This window comes from Salinactinospora qingdaonensis, assembly GCF_039539445.1.
Lineage (GTDB): Bacteria > Actinomycetota > Actinomycetes > Streptosporangiales > Streptosporangiaceae > Salinactinospora > Salinactinospora qingdaonensis.
Window position 1 is genome coordinate 56,084 of record NZ_BAABDD010000010.1, and the last position, 14,374, is coordinate 70,457.

Below are 14,374 nucleotides of genomic sequence, written 5' to 3' on the forward strand. Positions count from 1 at the left end.
AGCGAGGAGAATCCACGTGAAACCCAACATCCACCCTGACTATGTCGTCACCACGGTGACCTGTGCCTGCGGTAACAGCTTCACCACGCGCAGCACCGCGACCGATGGTGTCATCCGCGCCGACATCTGCTCGGCCTGCCACCCCTTCTACACGGGTAAGCAGAAGATCCTGGACACCGGCGGTCGGGTCGCCCGTTTCGAGAAGCGCTTCGGCAAGCGCAACAAGTAGCGTCCGCCGGCATCGGCGCCGGATCGCGCGCGTCAGCGGTGGCGGGACCGGCGCCGTCCCGTGGTTCTCGACAGCGTGCCCGCCCGATGCACGGGTGAGCACGATGGTTCTACGACGCTCATCCGAGGTGCGACGAAGTGAAGCTGGACGACCTTCTCGGCGAGTACTACGAGCTGGAGCAGCAGCTCGCCGACCCCGCGGTACACGCCGACCCGGCCCACGCCCGCAGACTGGGGCGGCGCTATTCCGAGCTCACCCCCATCGTCGGCGCCTACCGGGAGCTGATGCAGGTCGAGACCGACCTTGAAACCGCCCGCGAGCTCGCGGTGGAAGACGCCGCCTTCGCTGAAGAGGCCGAGCAGCTCGTCAAGCAGCAAGAGGAGCTGACCGAGCGGCTGCGCCAGCTCCTCATCCCCCGCGACCCCAACGACGCCAAGGACGTCATCATGGAGGTCAAAGCCGGGGAGGGCGGCGAGGAGTCCGCGTTGTTCGCCGGCGACCTCGTGCGGATGTACCTGCGCTACGCCGAGCAGCAGGGGTGGAAGACCGAGATCATCAGCTCCACCCTGTCCGACCTGGGGGGCTACAAGGACATCACCATCGGCTTCAAGGCCAAGGGCGCTAGTGAGCCCGGCCGAGGAGTGTGGACCCAACTCAAGTTCGAGGGCGGGGTCCACCGGGTGCAGCGTGTCCCCGTCACCGAGTCCCAGGGACGGATTCACACCTCAGCGGCCGGCGTGCTGGTCGTGCCCGAGGCCGAGGAGATCGAGGTCGAAATCCACGAAAACGACCTGCGTATCGACGTCTTCCGCTCGTCGGGGCCCGGGGGGCAAAGCGTCAACACCACCGACTCGGCGGTACGGATCACCCACCTGCCCACCGGCATCGTCGTCTCCTGCCAGAACGAGAAGAGCCAGTTGCAAAACAAGGAGCAGGCGATGCGTATTCTGCGGGCCCGCCTGTTCGCCGAGGCCCAAGCCGCAGCCGACGCCGAGGCCGCGGCCGAGCGCAAGAGCCAGGTGCGCACCGTCGACCGCTCCGAGCGGGTCCGTACCTACAACTTCCCGGAGAACCGAATCTCCGACCACCGCGTGGGCTACAAGGCCTACAACCTTGACCAGGTACTCGACGGTGAGTTGGGCGCGGTGCTGACGGCCCTCATCGAGGCCGACACCAAGGAGAGGCTGGAGCAAGCCTCGTAATGAACTTCCTGCTCGACGAGGTAGCGCGGGCCACGCTGCGGCTGGCCGATGCCGGCGTTGCCTCGCCCCGTGCCGACGCCGAGGAACTCGCGGCGTTCGTGCACGGTGTTCGTCGAGGGCAGTTACATCAGGTACCCGATAGTGACTTCGACGCGCTGTACTGGGAGTGCGTGGCCCGCCGGGAGGCGCGCGAACCTCTGCAACACATCACGGGTCGAGCCTATTTCCGCTACCTGGAGTTGGCGGTGGGGCCGGGCGTCTTCGTGCCGCGTCCCGAGACCGAGATCATGGTGGGCTGGGCTATCGACACGCTGCGCGCCATGGATGTCGCCGACCCGTTGGTCGTAGACGTGGGGACCGGCTCCGGTGCGATCGCCATCTCCATCGCCCAGGAGGTGCCGCGCTCGCGCGTGTACGCTCTCGACGTCGATCCCGAGGCGCTGAATTGGGCTAAACGCAATATCGCCGCCAGTGGCCACGGCGATCGTGTCATCGCCCAGCAGGACGACATGCGCAGCGCGCTTCCCGATTTCGAGGGCCGCGTCGACCTCCTCATCAGCAACCCGCCCTACGTGCCCACCGAGGGTGCCGAGCGTGTGCCGCCGGAGGTGGGCCACTACGACCCCGCGCCCGCGCTGTGGGCGGGTCGTGACGGATTGGACGCCATCCGGGAGTTGGAGGGCGTCGGGCGGCGGCTGCTGCGTCCGGGGGGCTGTCTGGCCGTCGAGCACGGCGACGGTCAGGGGATCGATATCCCACGCATCTTCCCGGAGGAGTTGGGGTGGCGCGACGTGCGTAACCGTAAAGACCTGGCCCGGCGCGACCGATTCGTGGTCGCGCGCAGAGCCGACGAGTGACCGGAGCGGGAGCCAGCCCCGCGAACCTTTCCGGAAAGGCCAATGTCATGAGTCGCAGCTACAACTGCGCAGTCGACGACGAACGCAGCGCCGGTCTCCTCGACGCCGCCTCCACGGTGCGCAAGGGGGAGTTGGCCGTGCTGCCGACCGACACCGTCTACGGTATCGGCGCTGACGCCTTCAACCCCACGGCTGTGCGCGCGCTGCTCGACGCCAAGGGGCGCGGCCGGGAGATGCCCCCGCCCGTGCTCGTGGGGTCGGTGCGTGCCGCGCACGCCCTCATCGACGACCTCGGCTCCTACGGCCAGGACCTCATCGACGAGTTCTGGCCCGGGCCGCTGACGATCGTCTGCGCCGCCGTGCCCAGCCTCTCGTGGGATCTGGGCGACACTAAGGGCACCGTGGCGGTGCGGATGCCCATGCACGAGGTGGCGCTGGAGCTCCTCAAAGACGTCGGTCCGATGGCGGTCAGCAGCGCCAACCGCTCCGGGGAGACCGCCGCGACAACGGTCGAGCAGGCCCGGGAGCAACTCGGCGACAGTGTCGCCGTCTATCTCGACGGCGGCCCCTGTGACGACGCGAGCGTGCCCTCCACGATCGTGGATCTGACCTACGCGGTGCCGCGGGTGCTGCGTTCGGGCGCCATTTCCGTGGAACAGTTGCGCGCGGTGTGCTCGACCGTGCTCGCCGAGCCCCAGAGCAGCCCAGAGCAGTCCGCGCCGCCGCGCACGCCCGACGCCGGCAGCGACGCCGCCGACACCGGCGCAGCCGAGGGAGGCGAGACCGACACGGCCTCGCGTGCCGAGGCCAACGGCGCCGCTTCAGCCAACGGAGTCGGCGGCGACACCACCGCCCCAAACTGACGCGCCGCTTCCCAACGCGGCCACACGGCGGCCGAAAGTAGTGCTAGCGTCATGGGCACTCGTTGATTTCCCCCGCGCCGGCATTCCGGCCGGCGTGTATCCCGTGTCTGGAAGGCGGATGGGACAGCCGTGCGTGAGTACGCGCTCACTTTCGTCATCGCCGTAGCGGTCACCTACCTGTTGACCCCCTTCGTCCGCCGCGCGGCGATCGCGTTCGGAGCGGTACCGCCCGTGCGCGCCCGCGATGTCCACAGCGAACCGGTCCCGCGTATGGGCGGTATCGCCATGTACGGCGGGTTCGCCGCCGCGTTGCTCATCTCCGCGCAGTTGCCGCACTTACAGGAGGTCTTCCTCGACCGCACCTGGCAGGGGCTACTCATGGCCGGCGGTCTCATCACGGTCATCGGCATCGTCGACGACCGGTGGGGCATGGACCCCATCAGCAAGATGGCGGGCCAGATCGCGGCGGCCGGCATCCTCGTCTGGCGCGGGGTGCAGTTGCTGTGGCTGCCCTTACCTGGCACCACCTTCGTGCTGGGCCCGCAGTTGGGGACCGTGCTGTCGGTGCTGTTGATCGTGATCACGATCAACGCTGTGAACTTCGCTGACGGTCTCGATGGGCTGGCTGCCGGCATCGTGGCGATCTCGGCGTTCGCGTTCTTCGCCTACTACTACGTCGTGGCGGTCGACAAGGGGTTCGACCGCCAGTCCTATCCGGCGATGATCGCCATCTGCCTGGCGGGGGTGTGTGTCGGTTTCCTGCTGCACAACTTCAACCCGGCCCGGGTTTTCATGGGCGACACCGGGGCGATGCTCATCGGATTGCTGCTCGCCTCGATCACGATCACGGTCACCGGTCAGTTCGACGCCAACTCTTCGCGCGACTTCAACGCCGGCGGTCTGGTGGTCTTCCTGCCGACTCTCCTTCCGCTGCTGGTCTTGGCGCTGCCGCTGGCTGACCTGGTGCTCGCGGTCGTACGGCGCACACTTGCCGGCAAGTCGCCGTTTGCTCCCGACAAGAAGCACCTGCACCACCGGCTGCTGGAGTTGGGCCACTCGCACCGGCGCGCGGTGCTGCTCATGTACCTGTGGGCGGCCATCATCGCGTTCGCCTCGGTGGCGTTGTCGATCTTTAACGCTCCGTTCATCGTGCTGGCCGTAACCACGCTGGTGGCGCTGTGTGCCATGGGACTGATTACGCTGCCCCGGCTGCGCCGTCGCCGTGAGCTCGCCAAGGCCACGGCGACAGGCCAGGTCACAGAAGATCACACCTCAACGTCTCCTGGCTGAGACCTACGGTGATGTCACCCGATGTTCACGCCTCGGTGCCGTATGACAATCTGGTGACATATCCGACAATGATGGTGAAATCTCCGTGTGGCATGGGGTTTTTCCCAGGCGTAAGGACTGCGTAAAGTTAGGTGCACAACCGGTTCCAGAAACCTTGTGATAGCTTTCACGAGCAGGCACTTCACTGAACAGCACCGGAGTCTCTTCTTATGCGGGAACCCGACGCCCGGATTCGCCGGGGCGCTGCGATCCCGACCGTCCTGGTCGGGGCAGCCGCTATGGCTGTGGCGTTCGCGTTTGAAGGGCTCCAGGGGCTGTTGGGAGCCGCCTGTGCGACCGCGCTGGTCGTCGCGTTCTTCGCCGTCAGTTCCGCCGCCGTGGCCTGGGCGGGAAGCATTGGCCCTCGGGCCCTCTTCGCCGCCGGCCTGGGCACCTACGCCGGTAAGGTCCTGGTTCTCGGCGTGCTTCTGGTCATGTTCGGGGGCACGACCGCGTTCGACGGTGAGGCCTTCGCGCTGACCACTGCGATCTGCGCCGTAGTCTGGATGGGAGCTCACATGCGCGCCCTCACCACTGAGAAGCGGCTCTACGTTGATCCGACCGAAACCCTTGGGGAGCAGCGTTGAGTCTGCCGTGGCGAGGGGAGATGTGTGGACCGTCAACGCCAACTGTTAGATTCCGGAGCGAGATGAGCGACCGTCAGGGGGCCGCCCGAAACTCGGGCGAACGCAATGTCGACCCCGCGTCGGTCATCGCTTATCTGTTGGCGGGCATGGCCGTCTGGGGCGGTCTGGGCTGGCTAGCGGATCAGGCTTTGGACTTTCAGGCGCTGTTCTTACCCATCGGGGTGCTGCTCGGCTTGGCCCTTGCGGTTTACCTGATCTACGTGCAGTTCATCCGGTCCTGAACCGTCCATACCGGCTGGCTCGCCGTGACTTTGCGGTGAAGAGCCGTTCACACAAACGAGGTTTTCAGTTGCGTCACGACGAAAGGGTTCGCCGTGAGTGCTGACGTGCGCACCATCTCCCTGGCGGCCGAAGAGAATTGCCACATCTTCGGCGAGAACCAGTGTGGCTTCCAGGAAGTCTCCCCCGGCATCGGCCTGTTCTTCCCTGAGCCGTGGGCGTCCTTCGGCCTCCCGCTGACGTCGGGCTTCACCAAGTACACGGTGTTGCTGGTGCTGTCGGTGCTCCTGGTGATGGCCTTCTGGTTCTTCACCACGCGCAAGGCCAAGATCGTCCCCGGCCGGGGGCAGTCCATCGCCGAGCTGCTCGTCGCCTTCATCCGTGACCAGGTGGTCAGGCCGGGCATGGGCAAGGCCGGCGACAAGTACCTCCCGCTGATGCTCGCCCTGTTCACGTTCATCTTCGTTATGAACGTCATGGGCCTCATCCCCGGTGCGCAGCTCCCGGTCACCAGTAATCTCGCCTATCCGGCGGTGCTGGCGCTGTTCGTCTACGTGCTGTGGAATGTCATCGGCATCCGCGAGCACGGGTTCGGCTCCTTCGTCAAAGGCAAGGTCGTCCCCTCCGGCGCCCCCGTGTGGATTCTGCCGCTGCTCGTGCCGATCGAGATCGTCTCGAACTTCGTCTTCCGGCCCGTGACCCACGCGCTGCGGCTGTTCGCCACCATGCTCGCCGGTCACCTTCTGCTCGCGGTGTTCGCCGCGGGCGGGTTCTACCTGTTCAACCTGAACGCGGGCGGGCTGCTCAGCGTGGTCTCCGTTGGTTACTCGGGGCTGTCCCTGCTCGCCTTCCTCGTCTTCACGGGCTTTGAGCTGTTCATCATGGCTCTCCAGGCATACGTGTTCGTCATGCTGGCCTCCGTCTACATCGGTGAGGCCATTGAGGGTGCGCACTAACCGGCTTCAGCCACCCCCGCACACCCTCTTGACCCCATTGGAAACAAGTCAGTTCGACGGCACTCCTGCCCGTCGGCGTGTTCTCAAGTAAGGAAACATCAATGGAGATCGCTGGCAGCCTGAACGTCATCGGCTACGGCCTCGCCGCTATCGGCCCCGGCATCGGCGTGGGCATCATCTTCGGTCTTGGCGTGCAGGCCATCGCCCGCCAGCCCGAGGCTCGCGGCATTTTGCAGGCGCAGATGCTGATCGGTTTCGCCGTCATCGAGGCGCTTGCCCTGCTGGGTTTCGTCCTCGCGTTCATCCTCCAGTAGTCACCCCGGCCCTACGAGCGCGAAGGGATGCCAGCCATGATTCTGGCAGCCGAGGAAAACGTCCTCCGGATTCACCTGGACGAGTTCGTTTTCGGCTTTATCGCCTTCTTGATCGTCCTCGGCGTCGTCTATCGGATGTGGCCGCGGCTTTCAACGGCGCTGGACGAGCGTGCCAACCAGATCGAGGGTGGCATCGAGCGTGCGCGCAAGGCCGAGGCCGAAGCCGAGGAGATCCGGCAGCAGTATCGCGAGAAGCTCGACGAGGCGCACCGCCAGTACGCCCAAGAGCTGGAGAAAGCTAAGGAGCAGCGCGCCGCCATCATCGCGGAGGCGCGTGAGGAAGCCCAGGTCGAGGCACGTCGCGTCATCGACGCCGCACACGCCCAGATCGAGGCCGACCGCCAGCACGCGCTGGCCCAGCTCCGCAACGAGATCGGCGCTCTCTCCACCGACCTCGCCACCCGTATCGTCGGGGAGACGCTGCGCGACAGCGAGGCGCAGAGCCGCGTCATCGACCGGTTCCTGGACGAGCTGGAGTCCAGCGAAACCACGCAACAGCAAGCTGAGGTGCGCTGATGCGCGGGATTAGCCGATCTTCCCTCGAAGACGTCACCGCACGTCTGGACGCCATCCTCCCGTCGGCCAACGCCGTCACATTGGGCCACGAGCTCTTCGAGGTCGTGGATCTGCTGCAACGGGAGCACCCATTGCGGCGGTGGTTGGCCGACCCGGCTGGCGATCCCAATGCCAAATCTGAGCTGACCAGTCAGCTTCTTGAGACGAAGGTGTCGCCGTCCACGGTCATCGTGGCCGGCGACCTCGTCCGCAACAAATGGTCGACCAGTCGCGACCTGGTCGAAGCCGCTGAGCGGATGGCCGTATTCGCTACGGTCGCCAGTGTCGAAGGGGCGCAACGTCTCGGTGAGCTCGAAGACGAGCTGTTCCGGTTCGGGCGCGTCGTCGCAGCCGAACCGCAACTGCGCGCGGCGCTCACCCAAGAGGGGGTCGCCGTCGAGCACAAGCGGACTCTGGTGGAAAACCTGCTCTCCGGCAAGGTCAGCGGGGCCACGCTGGTACTGGTCACCGAGGCCGTCACCCGTCCCCGGGGACGTACGCTGGAACAGAGCATCGACCATTTCGGTCAGCTCGTAGCCGAGCGCGCCAAGCGCTACATCGCTGTCGTGCGCACCGCGGTGCCTCTCAGCGAGACGCAGCAGACACGGCTGCGAGAGACGCTCACCAGGCTGTACGACCGGGCGATCCATCTGAACATCGAAATCGCCCCCGACGTCGTGGGCGGCCTGTCCATCCGCGTGGGTGATGAGGTCATCGACGGCACCATCGCCGGGCGACTCGCCGAGGTTCGCCGACGTTTGGCACGCTGACGCGACGAATGACGCAACCGCAGGACGCACGGCGCCGGGCAACGCGGCGCCAACGAGAGCAAGGACATACGTGAGATGGCGGAGCTGACGATCCGGCCGGAGGAAATCCGGGACGCGCTACAGCGCTTCGTCCAGTCGTACGAGCCTGACGCCGCCGCACGCGAGGAAACCGGGACTATCACCTACTGCGGTGATGGCATCGCCCGCGTCGGAGGCCTTCCCTCTGCGATGGCGAACGAACTGCTCGAATTCGAGGACGGCACCCTGGGTCTCGCCCTGAACCTGGAGATCGGCGAGATCGGCGCGGTCGTCCTGGGCGACTTCACCCAGCTCGAAGAGGGCCAGACGGTGCGCCGCACCGGTCGTGTCCTCTCGGTGCCGGTGGGCGACGCCTACATGGGTCGCGTGGTCGACCCGCTCGGGCGCCCCATCGACGGTCAGGGCGACATCGATGCCACCGAGCGCCGCGAGCTTGAGCTCCAGGCGCCCTCGGTCATGCAGCGCCAGCCGGTTGAGGAGCCGCTCCAGACCGGCATCAAGGCGATCGACTCGATGACGCCCATCGGTCGCGGTCAGCGCCAACTGGTCATTGGCGACCGGCAGACCGGCAAGACCGCGGTCTGCATCGACACGATCATCAACCAGAAGGCCAACTGGGACTCCGGCGACCCCAACAAGCAGGTGCGCTGCATCTACGTGGCGGTCGGCCAGAAGGGCTCGACCATCGCCGGTGTTCGGGCCGCCCTGGAAGAGGCCGGTGCGCTGGAGTACACCACCATCGTGGCCGCGCCCGCCTCCGACCCCGCGGGCTACAAGTACCTGGCTCCCTACACCGGTTCGGCCATTGGCCAGCACTGGATGTACCAGGGCAAGCATGTCCTCGTCGTCTTCGACGACCTGACCAAGCAGGCCGAGGCCTACCGTGCGGTGTCGCTGCTGCTGCGCCGTCCGCCGGGCCGTGAGGCCTACCCCGGTGACGTCTTCTACCTGCACTCCCGTCTGCTGGAGCGCTGCGCCAAGCTCTCCGACGAGATGGGCGGCGGGTCGATGACGGGGCTGCCGATCATCGAAACCAAGGCCAACGACGTCTCGGCCTACATCCCCACCAACGTCATCTCCATCACCGACGGCCAGGTCTTCCTGGAGTCCGACCTGTTCAACCAGGGACAGCGGCCGGCCATCAACGTCGGTATCTCGGTGTCGCGTGTGGGTGGCTCCGCCCAAACCAAGGCCATGAAGAAGGTGACCGGTTCGCTGCGGGTGGGTCTGGCGCAGTACCGCGACCTGGAGGCGTTCGCCGCCTTCGGCTCCGACCTCGACGCCGCTTCCAAGGCCCAGCTCGACCGGGGCGCGCGGCTGATGGAGCTGCTCAAGCAGGGCCAGTACACGCCGTTTCCCGGGGAGCAGGAGGTCGTCTCGATCTGGGCCGGTACGACCGGCCAGCTCGACGAGGTTCCGGTGGAGGACGTGCGCCGCTTCGAGAGCGACTTCCTCGACTACCTCAGTCGCGAGCACGCCCCGATTCTCGACACCATCCGCGAGAGCGGCAAGTTCGAAGACGAGACCGCCGAGGCGCTGAAGTCGGCGATCGAGGAGTTCAAACAGACCTTCGAGACCAGCAGCGGCGGCATCCTCGGCGCCGAGAATGCCGAAGCCCTCAGCGAGGACCAGGTCGGCCAGGAGACCATCAAGGTCGCCAAGGACGGCGGGAAGTAAGCCATGGGAGCACAGCTTCGCGTCTATCGCCGCAGAATCCGCTCGACGAAGTCGATGGCCAAGATCACCCGGGCGATGGAGCTCATCGCGGCTACGCGCATCTCCCGGGCGCAGCGTGCGGTGAACGCGGCCGGGCCCTATGCCCGCGAGATCACCCGGGCGGTCGCGGCGTTGGCCGCCCGGTACCGCGAGCACCCGCTGCTGACCGAGGCCGACAACCCCACCCGCTCGGCGGTCCTGGTCATCACGTCGGACAAGGGGTTGGCCGGTCCCTACACGGCCAACGCCATCAAAGAGACCGAAAGCCTCACCGCGCTCCTGCGGGACCAGGGCAAAGAGGTCCTCACCTACATGGTGGGCCGCAAGGGCATCGACTACTTCCAGTTCCGCGACCGTCCGATGGAGCAGAGCTGGGAGGGGTTCACCGAGCGCCCCACCTACATCCACGCCAAAGAGATCGCCGACGTCTTGCTGGAGCGCTTCTCCCAGGACACCGGGGACGGCGGCGTCGATGAGATCCACGTCGTCTCCACCGAGTTCGTCTCCATGCTGACCCAGCGGGCCACGGCCACCCGGGTGCTGCCCCTGGAGTTGGAAGAGGTGGAGGACGAGGAGTTGATCCGCCAACACGGTGGACCACTGCCGCTGTACGATTTTGAGCCGTCCGCGGAAGATGCCCTCGACCAGCTTCTCCCGCAGTACGTGACGAACCGGATCTACTTCGCGCTCTTGGAGTCGGCGGCCTCGCAGCAGGCGTCGCGGCGCGCCGCGATGAAGGCGGCGACCGACAACGCCGAGGAACTCGTCAAGACGCTGACCCGCCAGGCCAACCAGGCCCGCCAGGCGGAGATCACCAATGAGATCAGCGAGATCGTCGGTGGCGCCGACGCGCTCGCTGGCGCCAGCGCGGGAAGTGAGTAAGAGAAGTGACTGCGACTGTTGAAGGAACGGCCGCGCCTGGCACCGCCACCGGCCGCATCGCCCGGGTCACCGGCCCGGTCGTCGACGTGGAATTCCCCGTCGACGCGCTGCCGGCGATCTACAATGCTTTGGAGACCGAGGTCACCCTCAGCGGGGAGACCAGGACCATCACGCTAGAGGTCGCCCAGCACTTGGGGGACAACCTCGTCCGCACCATCTCGTTGCAGCCCCAGGACGGTCTCGTCCGCGGTAGTGAGGTGCGCGACACCGGTCGGCCCATCAGCGTGCCGGTGGGCGACGCCGTCAAGGGTCACGTGTTCAATGCCCTCGGCGAGTCGCTCGACGTGGCGCCCTCGGAGGTCAACGCTGCCGACCGCTGGCCGATCCACCGTTCCGCCCCGGCCTTCGACCAACTGGAGTCCAAGACCGAGATGCTGGTCACCGGCATCAAGGTCATCGACCTGCTCACCCCGTACGTGCGGGGCGGCAAGATCGGGCTGTTCGGCGGCGCCGGTGTGGGCAAGACGGTCCTCATCCAGGAGATGATCACCCGTATCGCCCGCAACTTCGGCGGTGTGTCCGTCTTCGGCGGAGTCGGGGAACGGACCCGTGAGGGGACCGACCTCTTCCTGGAGATGGGTGAGATGGGCGTGCTGCCCGACACCGCGCTGGTGTTCGGTCAGATGGACGAGCCGCCCGGCACCCGACTGCGGGTGGCCCTGTCAGCCCTGACGATGGCGGAGTACTTCCGCGACGTGCAGCAGCAGGATGTGCTGCTGTTCATCGACAACATCTTCCGTTTCACCCAGGCGGGTCAGGAGGTCTCCACGCTGCTGGGCCGGATGCCCTCGGCGGTGGGCTACCAGCCCAACCTGGCCGACGAGATGGGTCAGTTGCAGGAGCGCATCACCTCCACCCGGGGGCACTCGATCACCTCGATGCAGGCGATCTACGTGCCCGCCGACGACTACACTGACCCGGCGCCGGCGACCACGTTCGCCCACCTCGATGCGACGACCGAGCTGTCCCGCCCGATCTCGCAGAAGGGGATCTACCCGGCGGTGGACCCGCTGACCTCGACCTCGCGTATCCTCGACCCGCAGTACGTGGGCCAGGAGCACTACCAGGTCGCCCAGCGGGTCAAGGAGATCTTGCAGCGCAACAACGACTTGCAGGACCAGATCGCCATTCTCGGTATCGATGAGCTCTCCGAGGAGGACAAGATCATCGTTAACCGGGCGCGGCGCCTGGAGCGTTTCCTCTCGCAGAACATGTTCGTGGCCGAGAAGTTCACCGGCAACCCGGGTGTGTTCGTGCCGCTGGAGGAGACCATCGCCTCCTTCAAGGCGCTGTGTGACGGCGAGTACGACCACCTGCCCGAGCAGGCGTTCCTCGACGTCGGCAACATCGAGATGGCCGTCGAGAAGGCCAAGACGCTCGAAGCCTAGACGCTGCGGAATCACGTCCGGTAGGGCGGCGGTGCCGGCCCGCGCCGCGGGTCGGCACCGGCTTCCCGATTCGGGACACAATCAGAGGAGTTTGTGGCAGTGTCGAAGAAGCTGTTCGTCGAGCTCGTCTCGCCCGAACGCGAGCTGTGGGCGGGCGAGGGCGATATGGTCATCGCCAAGACCATCGACGGTGAGGTCGGCATCCAACCTGGCCACCTGCCGATCCTTGCGCTGCTTGCGCCTGGCGCGGTTGTGCGGGTACTCGGTGGTCGCGAGAACGGCGAGGTCCGCGCGGCGGTGCACGGAGGCTATATCTCCGTCACCGACACCAACCGGGTCTCCATCCTCGCCGAGGTCGCCGAGTTGGCTGAGGACATCGACACCGAGCGTGCCCGCGGCACGCTGGAGGAGGCTGTGGCCGCCGGCATCGCTGTCGAGGACGAGGAAGCGGTGCACAAGCTGATGCGGGCCCGGAGTCGGTTGCGCGCGGCCGGAGAAGCCGCCTGACAAAGGACAGGTAGGGGAACGAGAGAGTGGGCGAACCGCGGTCGATCCAAAGCTGGCTGCTGCTCGCTGAATGGCTGCTCGCCGCCTTTCTCGCCCTTCTGGTGCTGTTCTTCCTCGGCGTCGCCATACGCAGATTCGTGCTCGAACGCGGGGGCGGTGCCGTGGAGTGTTACCTGCGCTCCGGGCAAGGCGATCGACGCCCATGGCGGGTGGGGTTCGCCCGCTACGGTAGCGACGAGCTGCGCTGGTATCGCGCGTTTTCGCTATGGCCGCGGCCGACAGCCGAGCTGTCGCGCCGCGGTCTCGTCGTTAGGGGCCGCCGCGAGCCCACCAGTGAGGAGTTGGCCAGCGACCTGGCCACCGACCTCGTCGTGATCGAGGTCGGCCGCGAGCCCGACGAGGACGACCGCAAGGAACCCAGCTACGAGCTGGCGATGAGCGACGCCACGCTGACCGGCTTCCTCTCATGGCTGGAGTCGTTGCCCCCGGGAACCAGTTGGGATTCTTAACCCTCCTCGCAGGCGACGACGCTCGCCGGCCGCCACCCCCGCGGCTTAGGGTGAAACTATGATCGTCGCCTTCTCAGTCAGCCCTATGGGGCAGGGAGACTCGGTGGCCCCCGCTGTGGCGCGGGCTGTCCAGGTCGTGCGCGAAAGCGGCCTGCCCAACCGTACCGACGCCATGTTCACCAGTATCGAAGGTGAGTGGGACGAAGTCATGGACGTCGTCAAGCGCGCCGTGGGAGCGGCGGGCGAAGGGGCCAGCCGAGTCAGTCTGGTTCTCAAGGCCGATATCCGTGAGGGGATGGTCGATGGCCTCACGAGTAAGGTGCAGGCGGTCGAGGAACAGCTCACCGAACCCGATTGGGGCTGACCGCCCCTCACCCCCCGACAGCCACCGCGGGGCGGCCGTTGTGTCGATCGGTCTCAGCGTTGCCCTCCGGGCTGCCACAGCACGTCGCCACCGCCGTGATTGGCGCGGCGGCACAGGATGAACAGCAGGTCGGAGAGTCGATTGAGGTAGCGTGCCGGGAGCGGGCTGACCGTGTCACCGTGGGCTTCGGCCGCGCTCCACGCGCTACGTTCGGCGCGGCGGACGGTGACGCGGGCCGTGTGCAGGAGGGCCGCGGCAGGGGTGCCGCCCGGCAGAATGAAGCTGCGCAGCGTCGACAGGCCCTCGTTGAAGCGGTCGCACTCGGCTTCGAGCCGCTCGACGTAGGCCGTCTCGACCCGCAGCGGAGTGAACTCGCTCGCCCCGTCCGTTTCGGCCACCGGAGTGCACAAGTCGGCACCTACGTCGAACAGCTCATTTTGGATGCGGGCGAGCACCGTTCGGACGTCAGCGTCGATCTCGCCCAAGGCTAGGGCCACTCCGAGGGCGGCGTTGGCCTCTTCGACATCGGCGTAGGCGGCGATGCGGGGGTCGGTCTTCGAGACACGGCTCATGTCGCCCAGGGCGGTGGTTCCGTCGTCGCCCACTCTGGTGTAGATCGTGGACAGCACCACCGGCTTTTCGCGATCCCGTTCTGTCATAGCCCTCACTCTAGGGGGAGGAGCTGATCGGCGAGGGTGGCCGGGGACAGTCCCGAGGCGGTGCGGCGCAAAGGTGGCGGTCCGCCCGGCTCCGGATGGCCCCCGAATATGTGCACCCGGAGCCGCGCGCAACGCTGGAGTCAAGCGCTCCACCTGCGACTCACTACTTTTAGTAGTGATTCAATCATCAAGAGTATCAATTTGGGTGTCCAGGGCAACCGGAAATTGCCCATGATGTTCGTGGTGCGC

Annotated in this window: 18 protein-coding genes; 17 read left to right on the forward strand and 1 reads right to left on the reverse strand. The window is 66.5% G+C overall.

Annotation, left to right across the window (positions count from 1 at the left end; genetic code table 11):
* The first annotated feature begins 16 nt into the window (after nucleotides 1–16).
* The 17 genes from rpmE to ABD848_RS12700 all read left to right on the forward strand — a co-directional run bounded on the left by rpmE (nucleotide 17) and on the right by ABD848_RS12700 (nucleotide 13,466).
* Nucleotides 17–229 (forward strand): 50S ribosomal protein L31, encoded by a 213-nt coding sequence (gene rpmE / locus ABD848_RS12620; RefSeq protein WP_344971290.1) that lies wholly within the window; start codon nucleotides 17–19, stop codon nucleotides 227–229.
* Nucleotides 230–366: 137 nt separating this feature from the next.
* A complete protein-coding gene (gene prfA, locus ABD848_RS12625; RefSeq protein WP_344971293.1) occupies nucleotides 367–1,431 on the forward strand; it encodes a peptide chain release factor 1 in 1,065 nt (354 codons plus the stop codon).
* Nucleotides 1,431–2,288 carry a peptide chain release factor N(5)-glutamine methyltransferase gene (gene prmC / locus ABD848_RS12630; RefSeq protein ID WP_344971295.1) on the forward strand — a complete coding sequence of 286 codons (858 nt, stop codon included), beginning with the start codon at nucleotides 1,431–1,433 and terminating at the stop codon, nucleotides 2,286–2,288. The genes prfA and prmC overlap by 1 nt, the downstream gene beginning before the upstream one ends.
* A gap of 47 nt (nucleotides 2,289–2,335) precedes the next feature.
* The gene (locus ABD848_RS12635) at nucleotides 2,336–3,151 is read left to right on the forward strand and encodes an L-threonylcarbamoyladenylate synthase (RefSeq protein ID WP_344971297.1); all 816 of its coding nucleotides are present in this window, start codon (nucleotides 2,336–2,338) and stop codon (nucleotides 3,149–3,151) included.
* A 129-nt stretch (nucleotides 3,152–3,280) separates the two neighbouring features.
* A complete protein-coding gene (locus ABD848_RS12640) occupies nucleotides 3,281–4,441 on the forward strand; it encodes a glycosyltransferase family 4 protein (protein WP_344971299.1) in 1,161 nt (386 codons plus the stop codon).
* Nucleotides 4,442–4,650: 209 nt separating this feature from the next.
* Nucleotides 4,651–5,067 carry a hypothetical protein gene (locus ABD848_RS12645; RefSeq protein ID WP_344971301.1) on the forward strand — a complete coding sequence of 139 codons (417 nt, stop codon included), beginning with the start codon at nucleotides 4,651–4,653 and terminating at the stop codon, nucleotides 5,065–5,067.
* Between the two features lie 62 nt (nucleotides 5,068–5,129).
* Nucleotides 5,130–5,348, forward strand: coding sequence for an AtpZ/AtpI family protein (locus tag ABD848_RS12650; protein WP_344971303.1), 219 nt, complete (start codon nucleotides 5,130–5,132; stop codon nucleotides 5,346–5,348).
* A gap of 93 nt (nucleotides 5,349–5,441) precedes the next feature.
* On the forward strand, nucleotides 5,442–6,302 hold the full coding sequence (gene atpB, locus ABD848_RS12655) for a F0F1 ATP synthase subunit A (RefSeq protein ID WP_344971305.1): 861 nt from the start codon (nucleotides 5,442–5,444) through the stop codon (nucleotides 6,300–6,302).
* A 101-nt stretch (nucleotides 6,303–6,403) separates the two neighbouring features.
* Nucleotides 6,404–6,616 carry an ATP synthase F0 subunit C gene (gene atpE, locus ABD848_RS12660; protein WP_344971308.1) on the forward strand — a complete coding sequence of 71 codons (213 nt, stop codon included), beginning with the start codon at nucleotides 6,404–6,406 and terminating at the stop codon, nucleotides 6,614–6,616.
* 36 nt (nucleotides 6,617–6,652) lie between these two features.
* On the forward strand, nucleotides 6,653–7,192 hold the full coding sequence (atpF, locus tag ABD848_RS12665) for a F0F1 ATP synthase subunit B (protein WP_344971310.1): 540 nt from the start codon (nucleotides 6,653–6,655) through the stop codon (nucleotides 7,190–7,192).
* Nucleotides 7,192–8,001 carry a F0F1 ATP synthase subunit delta gene (locus tag ABD848_RS12670; protein WP_344971312.1) on the forward strand — a complete coding sequence of 270 codons (810 nt, stop codon included), beginning with the start codon at nucleotides 7,192–7,194 and terminating at the stop codon, nucleotides 7,999–8,001. The genes atpF and ABD848_RS12670 overlap by 1 nt, the downstream gene beginning before the upstream one ends.
* A 75-nt stretch (nucleotides 8,002–8,076) precedes the next feature.
* Entirely contained in the window at nucleotides 8,077–9,717 is a 1,641-nt protein-coding gene (atpA, locus tag ABD848_RS12675) for a F0F1 ATP synthase subunit alpha (RefSeq protein ID WP_344971314.1), read from the forward strand.
* A 3-nt stretch (nucleotides 9,718–9,720) separates the two neighbouring features.
* Nucleotides 9,721–10,638: a F0F1 ATP synthase subunit gamma gene (locus ABD848_RS12680; protein ID WP_344971316.1), complete on the forward strand. Its 918-nt coding sequence runs from the start codon at nucleotides 9,721–9,723 to the stop codon at nucleotides 10,636–10,638.
* A 5-nt stretch (nucleotides 10,639–10,643) separates the two neighbouring features.
* Nucleotides 10,644–12,086 (forward strand): F0F1 ATP synthase subunit beta, encoded by a 1,443-nt coding sequence (gene atpD / locus ABD848_RS12685; RefSeq protein WP_344971318.1) that lies wholly within the window; start codon nucleotides 10,644–10,646, stop codon nucleotides 12,084–12,086.
* A 99-nt stretch (nucleotides 12,087–12,185) separates the two neighbouring features.
* Complete coding sequence (locus tag ABD848_RS12690) at nucleotides 12,186–12,593, forward strand: F0F1 ATP synthase subunit epsilon (protein ID WP_344971320.1); 408 nt, start codon at nucleotides 12,186–12,188, stop codon at nucleotides 12,591–12,593.
* A 26-nt stretch (nucleotides 12,594–12,619) separates the two neighbouring features.
* Complete coding sequence (locus ABD848_RS12695; protein WP_344971322.1) at nucleotides 12,620–13,102, forward strand: DUF2550 domain-containing protein; 483 nt, start codon at nucleotides 12,620–12,622, stop codon at nucleotides 13,100–13,102.
* Between the two features lie 58 nt (nucleotides 13,103–13,160).
* The gene (locus ABD848_RS12700) at nucleotides 13,161–13,466 is read left to right on the forward strand and encodes an MTH1187 family thiamine-binding protein (RefSeq protein WP_344971324.1); all 306 of its coding nucleotides are present in this window, start codon (nucleotides 13,161–13,163) and stop codon (nucleotides 13,464–13,466) included.
* A gap of 53 nt (nucleotides 13,467–13,519) precedes the next feature.
* Here ABD848_RS12700 and ABD848_RS12705 read toward each other — a convergent pair whose 3' ends face one another.
* Complete coding sequence (locus ABD848_RS12705) at nucleotides 13,520–14,125, reverse strand: cob(I)yrinic acid a,c-diamide adenosyltransferase (RefSeq protein WP_344971326.1); 606 nt, start codon at nucleotides 14,123–14,125, stop codon at nucleotides 13,520–13,522.
* Between the last annotated feature and the right edge of the window lie 249 nt (nucleotides 14,126–14,374).

What these genes read in the sequence shown, in the direction of transcription:
- prmC (WP_344971295.1), top strand. Translation starts at nt 1,431, where the DNA reads ATGAACTTCCTGCTCGACGAGGTAGCGCGGGCCACGCTGCGGCTGGCC.
- ABD848_RS12635 (WP_344971297.1), top strand. Translation starts at nt 2,336, where the DNA reads ATGAGTCGCAGCTACAACTGCGCAGTCGACGACGAACGCAGCGCCGGT.
- ABD848_RS12645 (WP_344971301.1), top strand. Translation starts at nt 4,651, where the DNA reads ATGCGGGAACCCGACGCCCGGATTCGCCGGGGCGCTGCGATCCCGACC.
- ABD848_RS12650 (WP_344971303.1), top strand. Translation starts at nt 5,130, where the DNA reads ATGAGCGACCGTCAGGGGGCCGCCCGAAACTCGGGCGAACGCAATGTC.
- atpE (WP_344971308.1), top strand. Translation starts at nt 6,404, where the DNA reads ATGGAGATCGCTGGCAGCCTGAACGTCATCGGCTACGGCCTCGCCGCT.
- atpF (WP_344971310.1), top strand. Translation starts at nt 6,653, where the DNA reads ATGATTCTGGCAGCCGAGGAAAACGTCCTCCGGATTCACCTGGACGAG.
- ABD848_RS12670 (WP_344971312.1), top strand. Translation starts at nt 7,192, where the DNA reads ATGCGCGGGATTAGCCGATCTTCCCTCGAAGACGTCACCGCACGTCTG.
- atpA (WP_344971314.1), top strand. Translation starts at nt 8,077, where the DNA reads ATGGCGGAGCTGACGATCCGGCCGGAGGAAATCCGGGACGCGCTACAG.
- ABD848_RS12680 (WP_344971316.1), top strand. Translation starts at nt 9,721, where the DNA reads ATGGGAGCACAGCTTCGCGTCTATCGCCGCAGAATCCGCTCGACGAAG.
- ABD848_RS12700 (WP_344971324.1), top strand. Translation starts at nt 13,161, where the DNA reads ATGATCGTCGCCTTCTCAGTCAGCCCTATGGGGCAGGGAGACTCGGTG.
- ABD848_RS12705 (WP_344971326.1), bottom strand. Translation starts at nt 14,125, where the DNA reads ATGACAGAACGGGATCGCGAAAAGCCGGTGGTGCTGTCCACGATCTAC.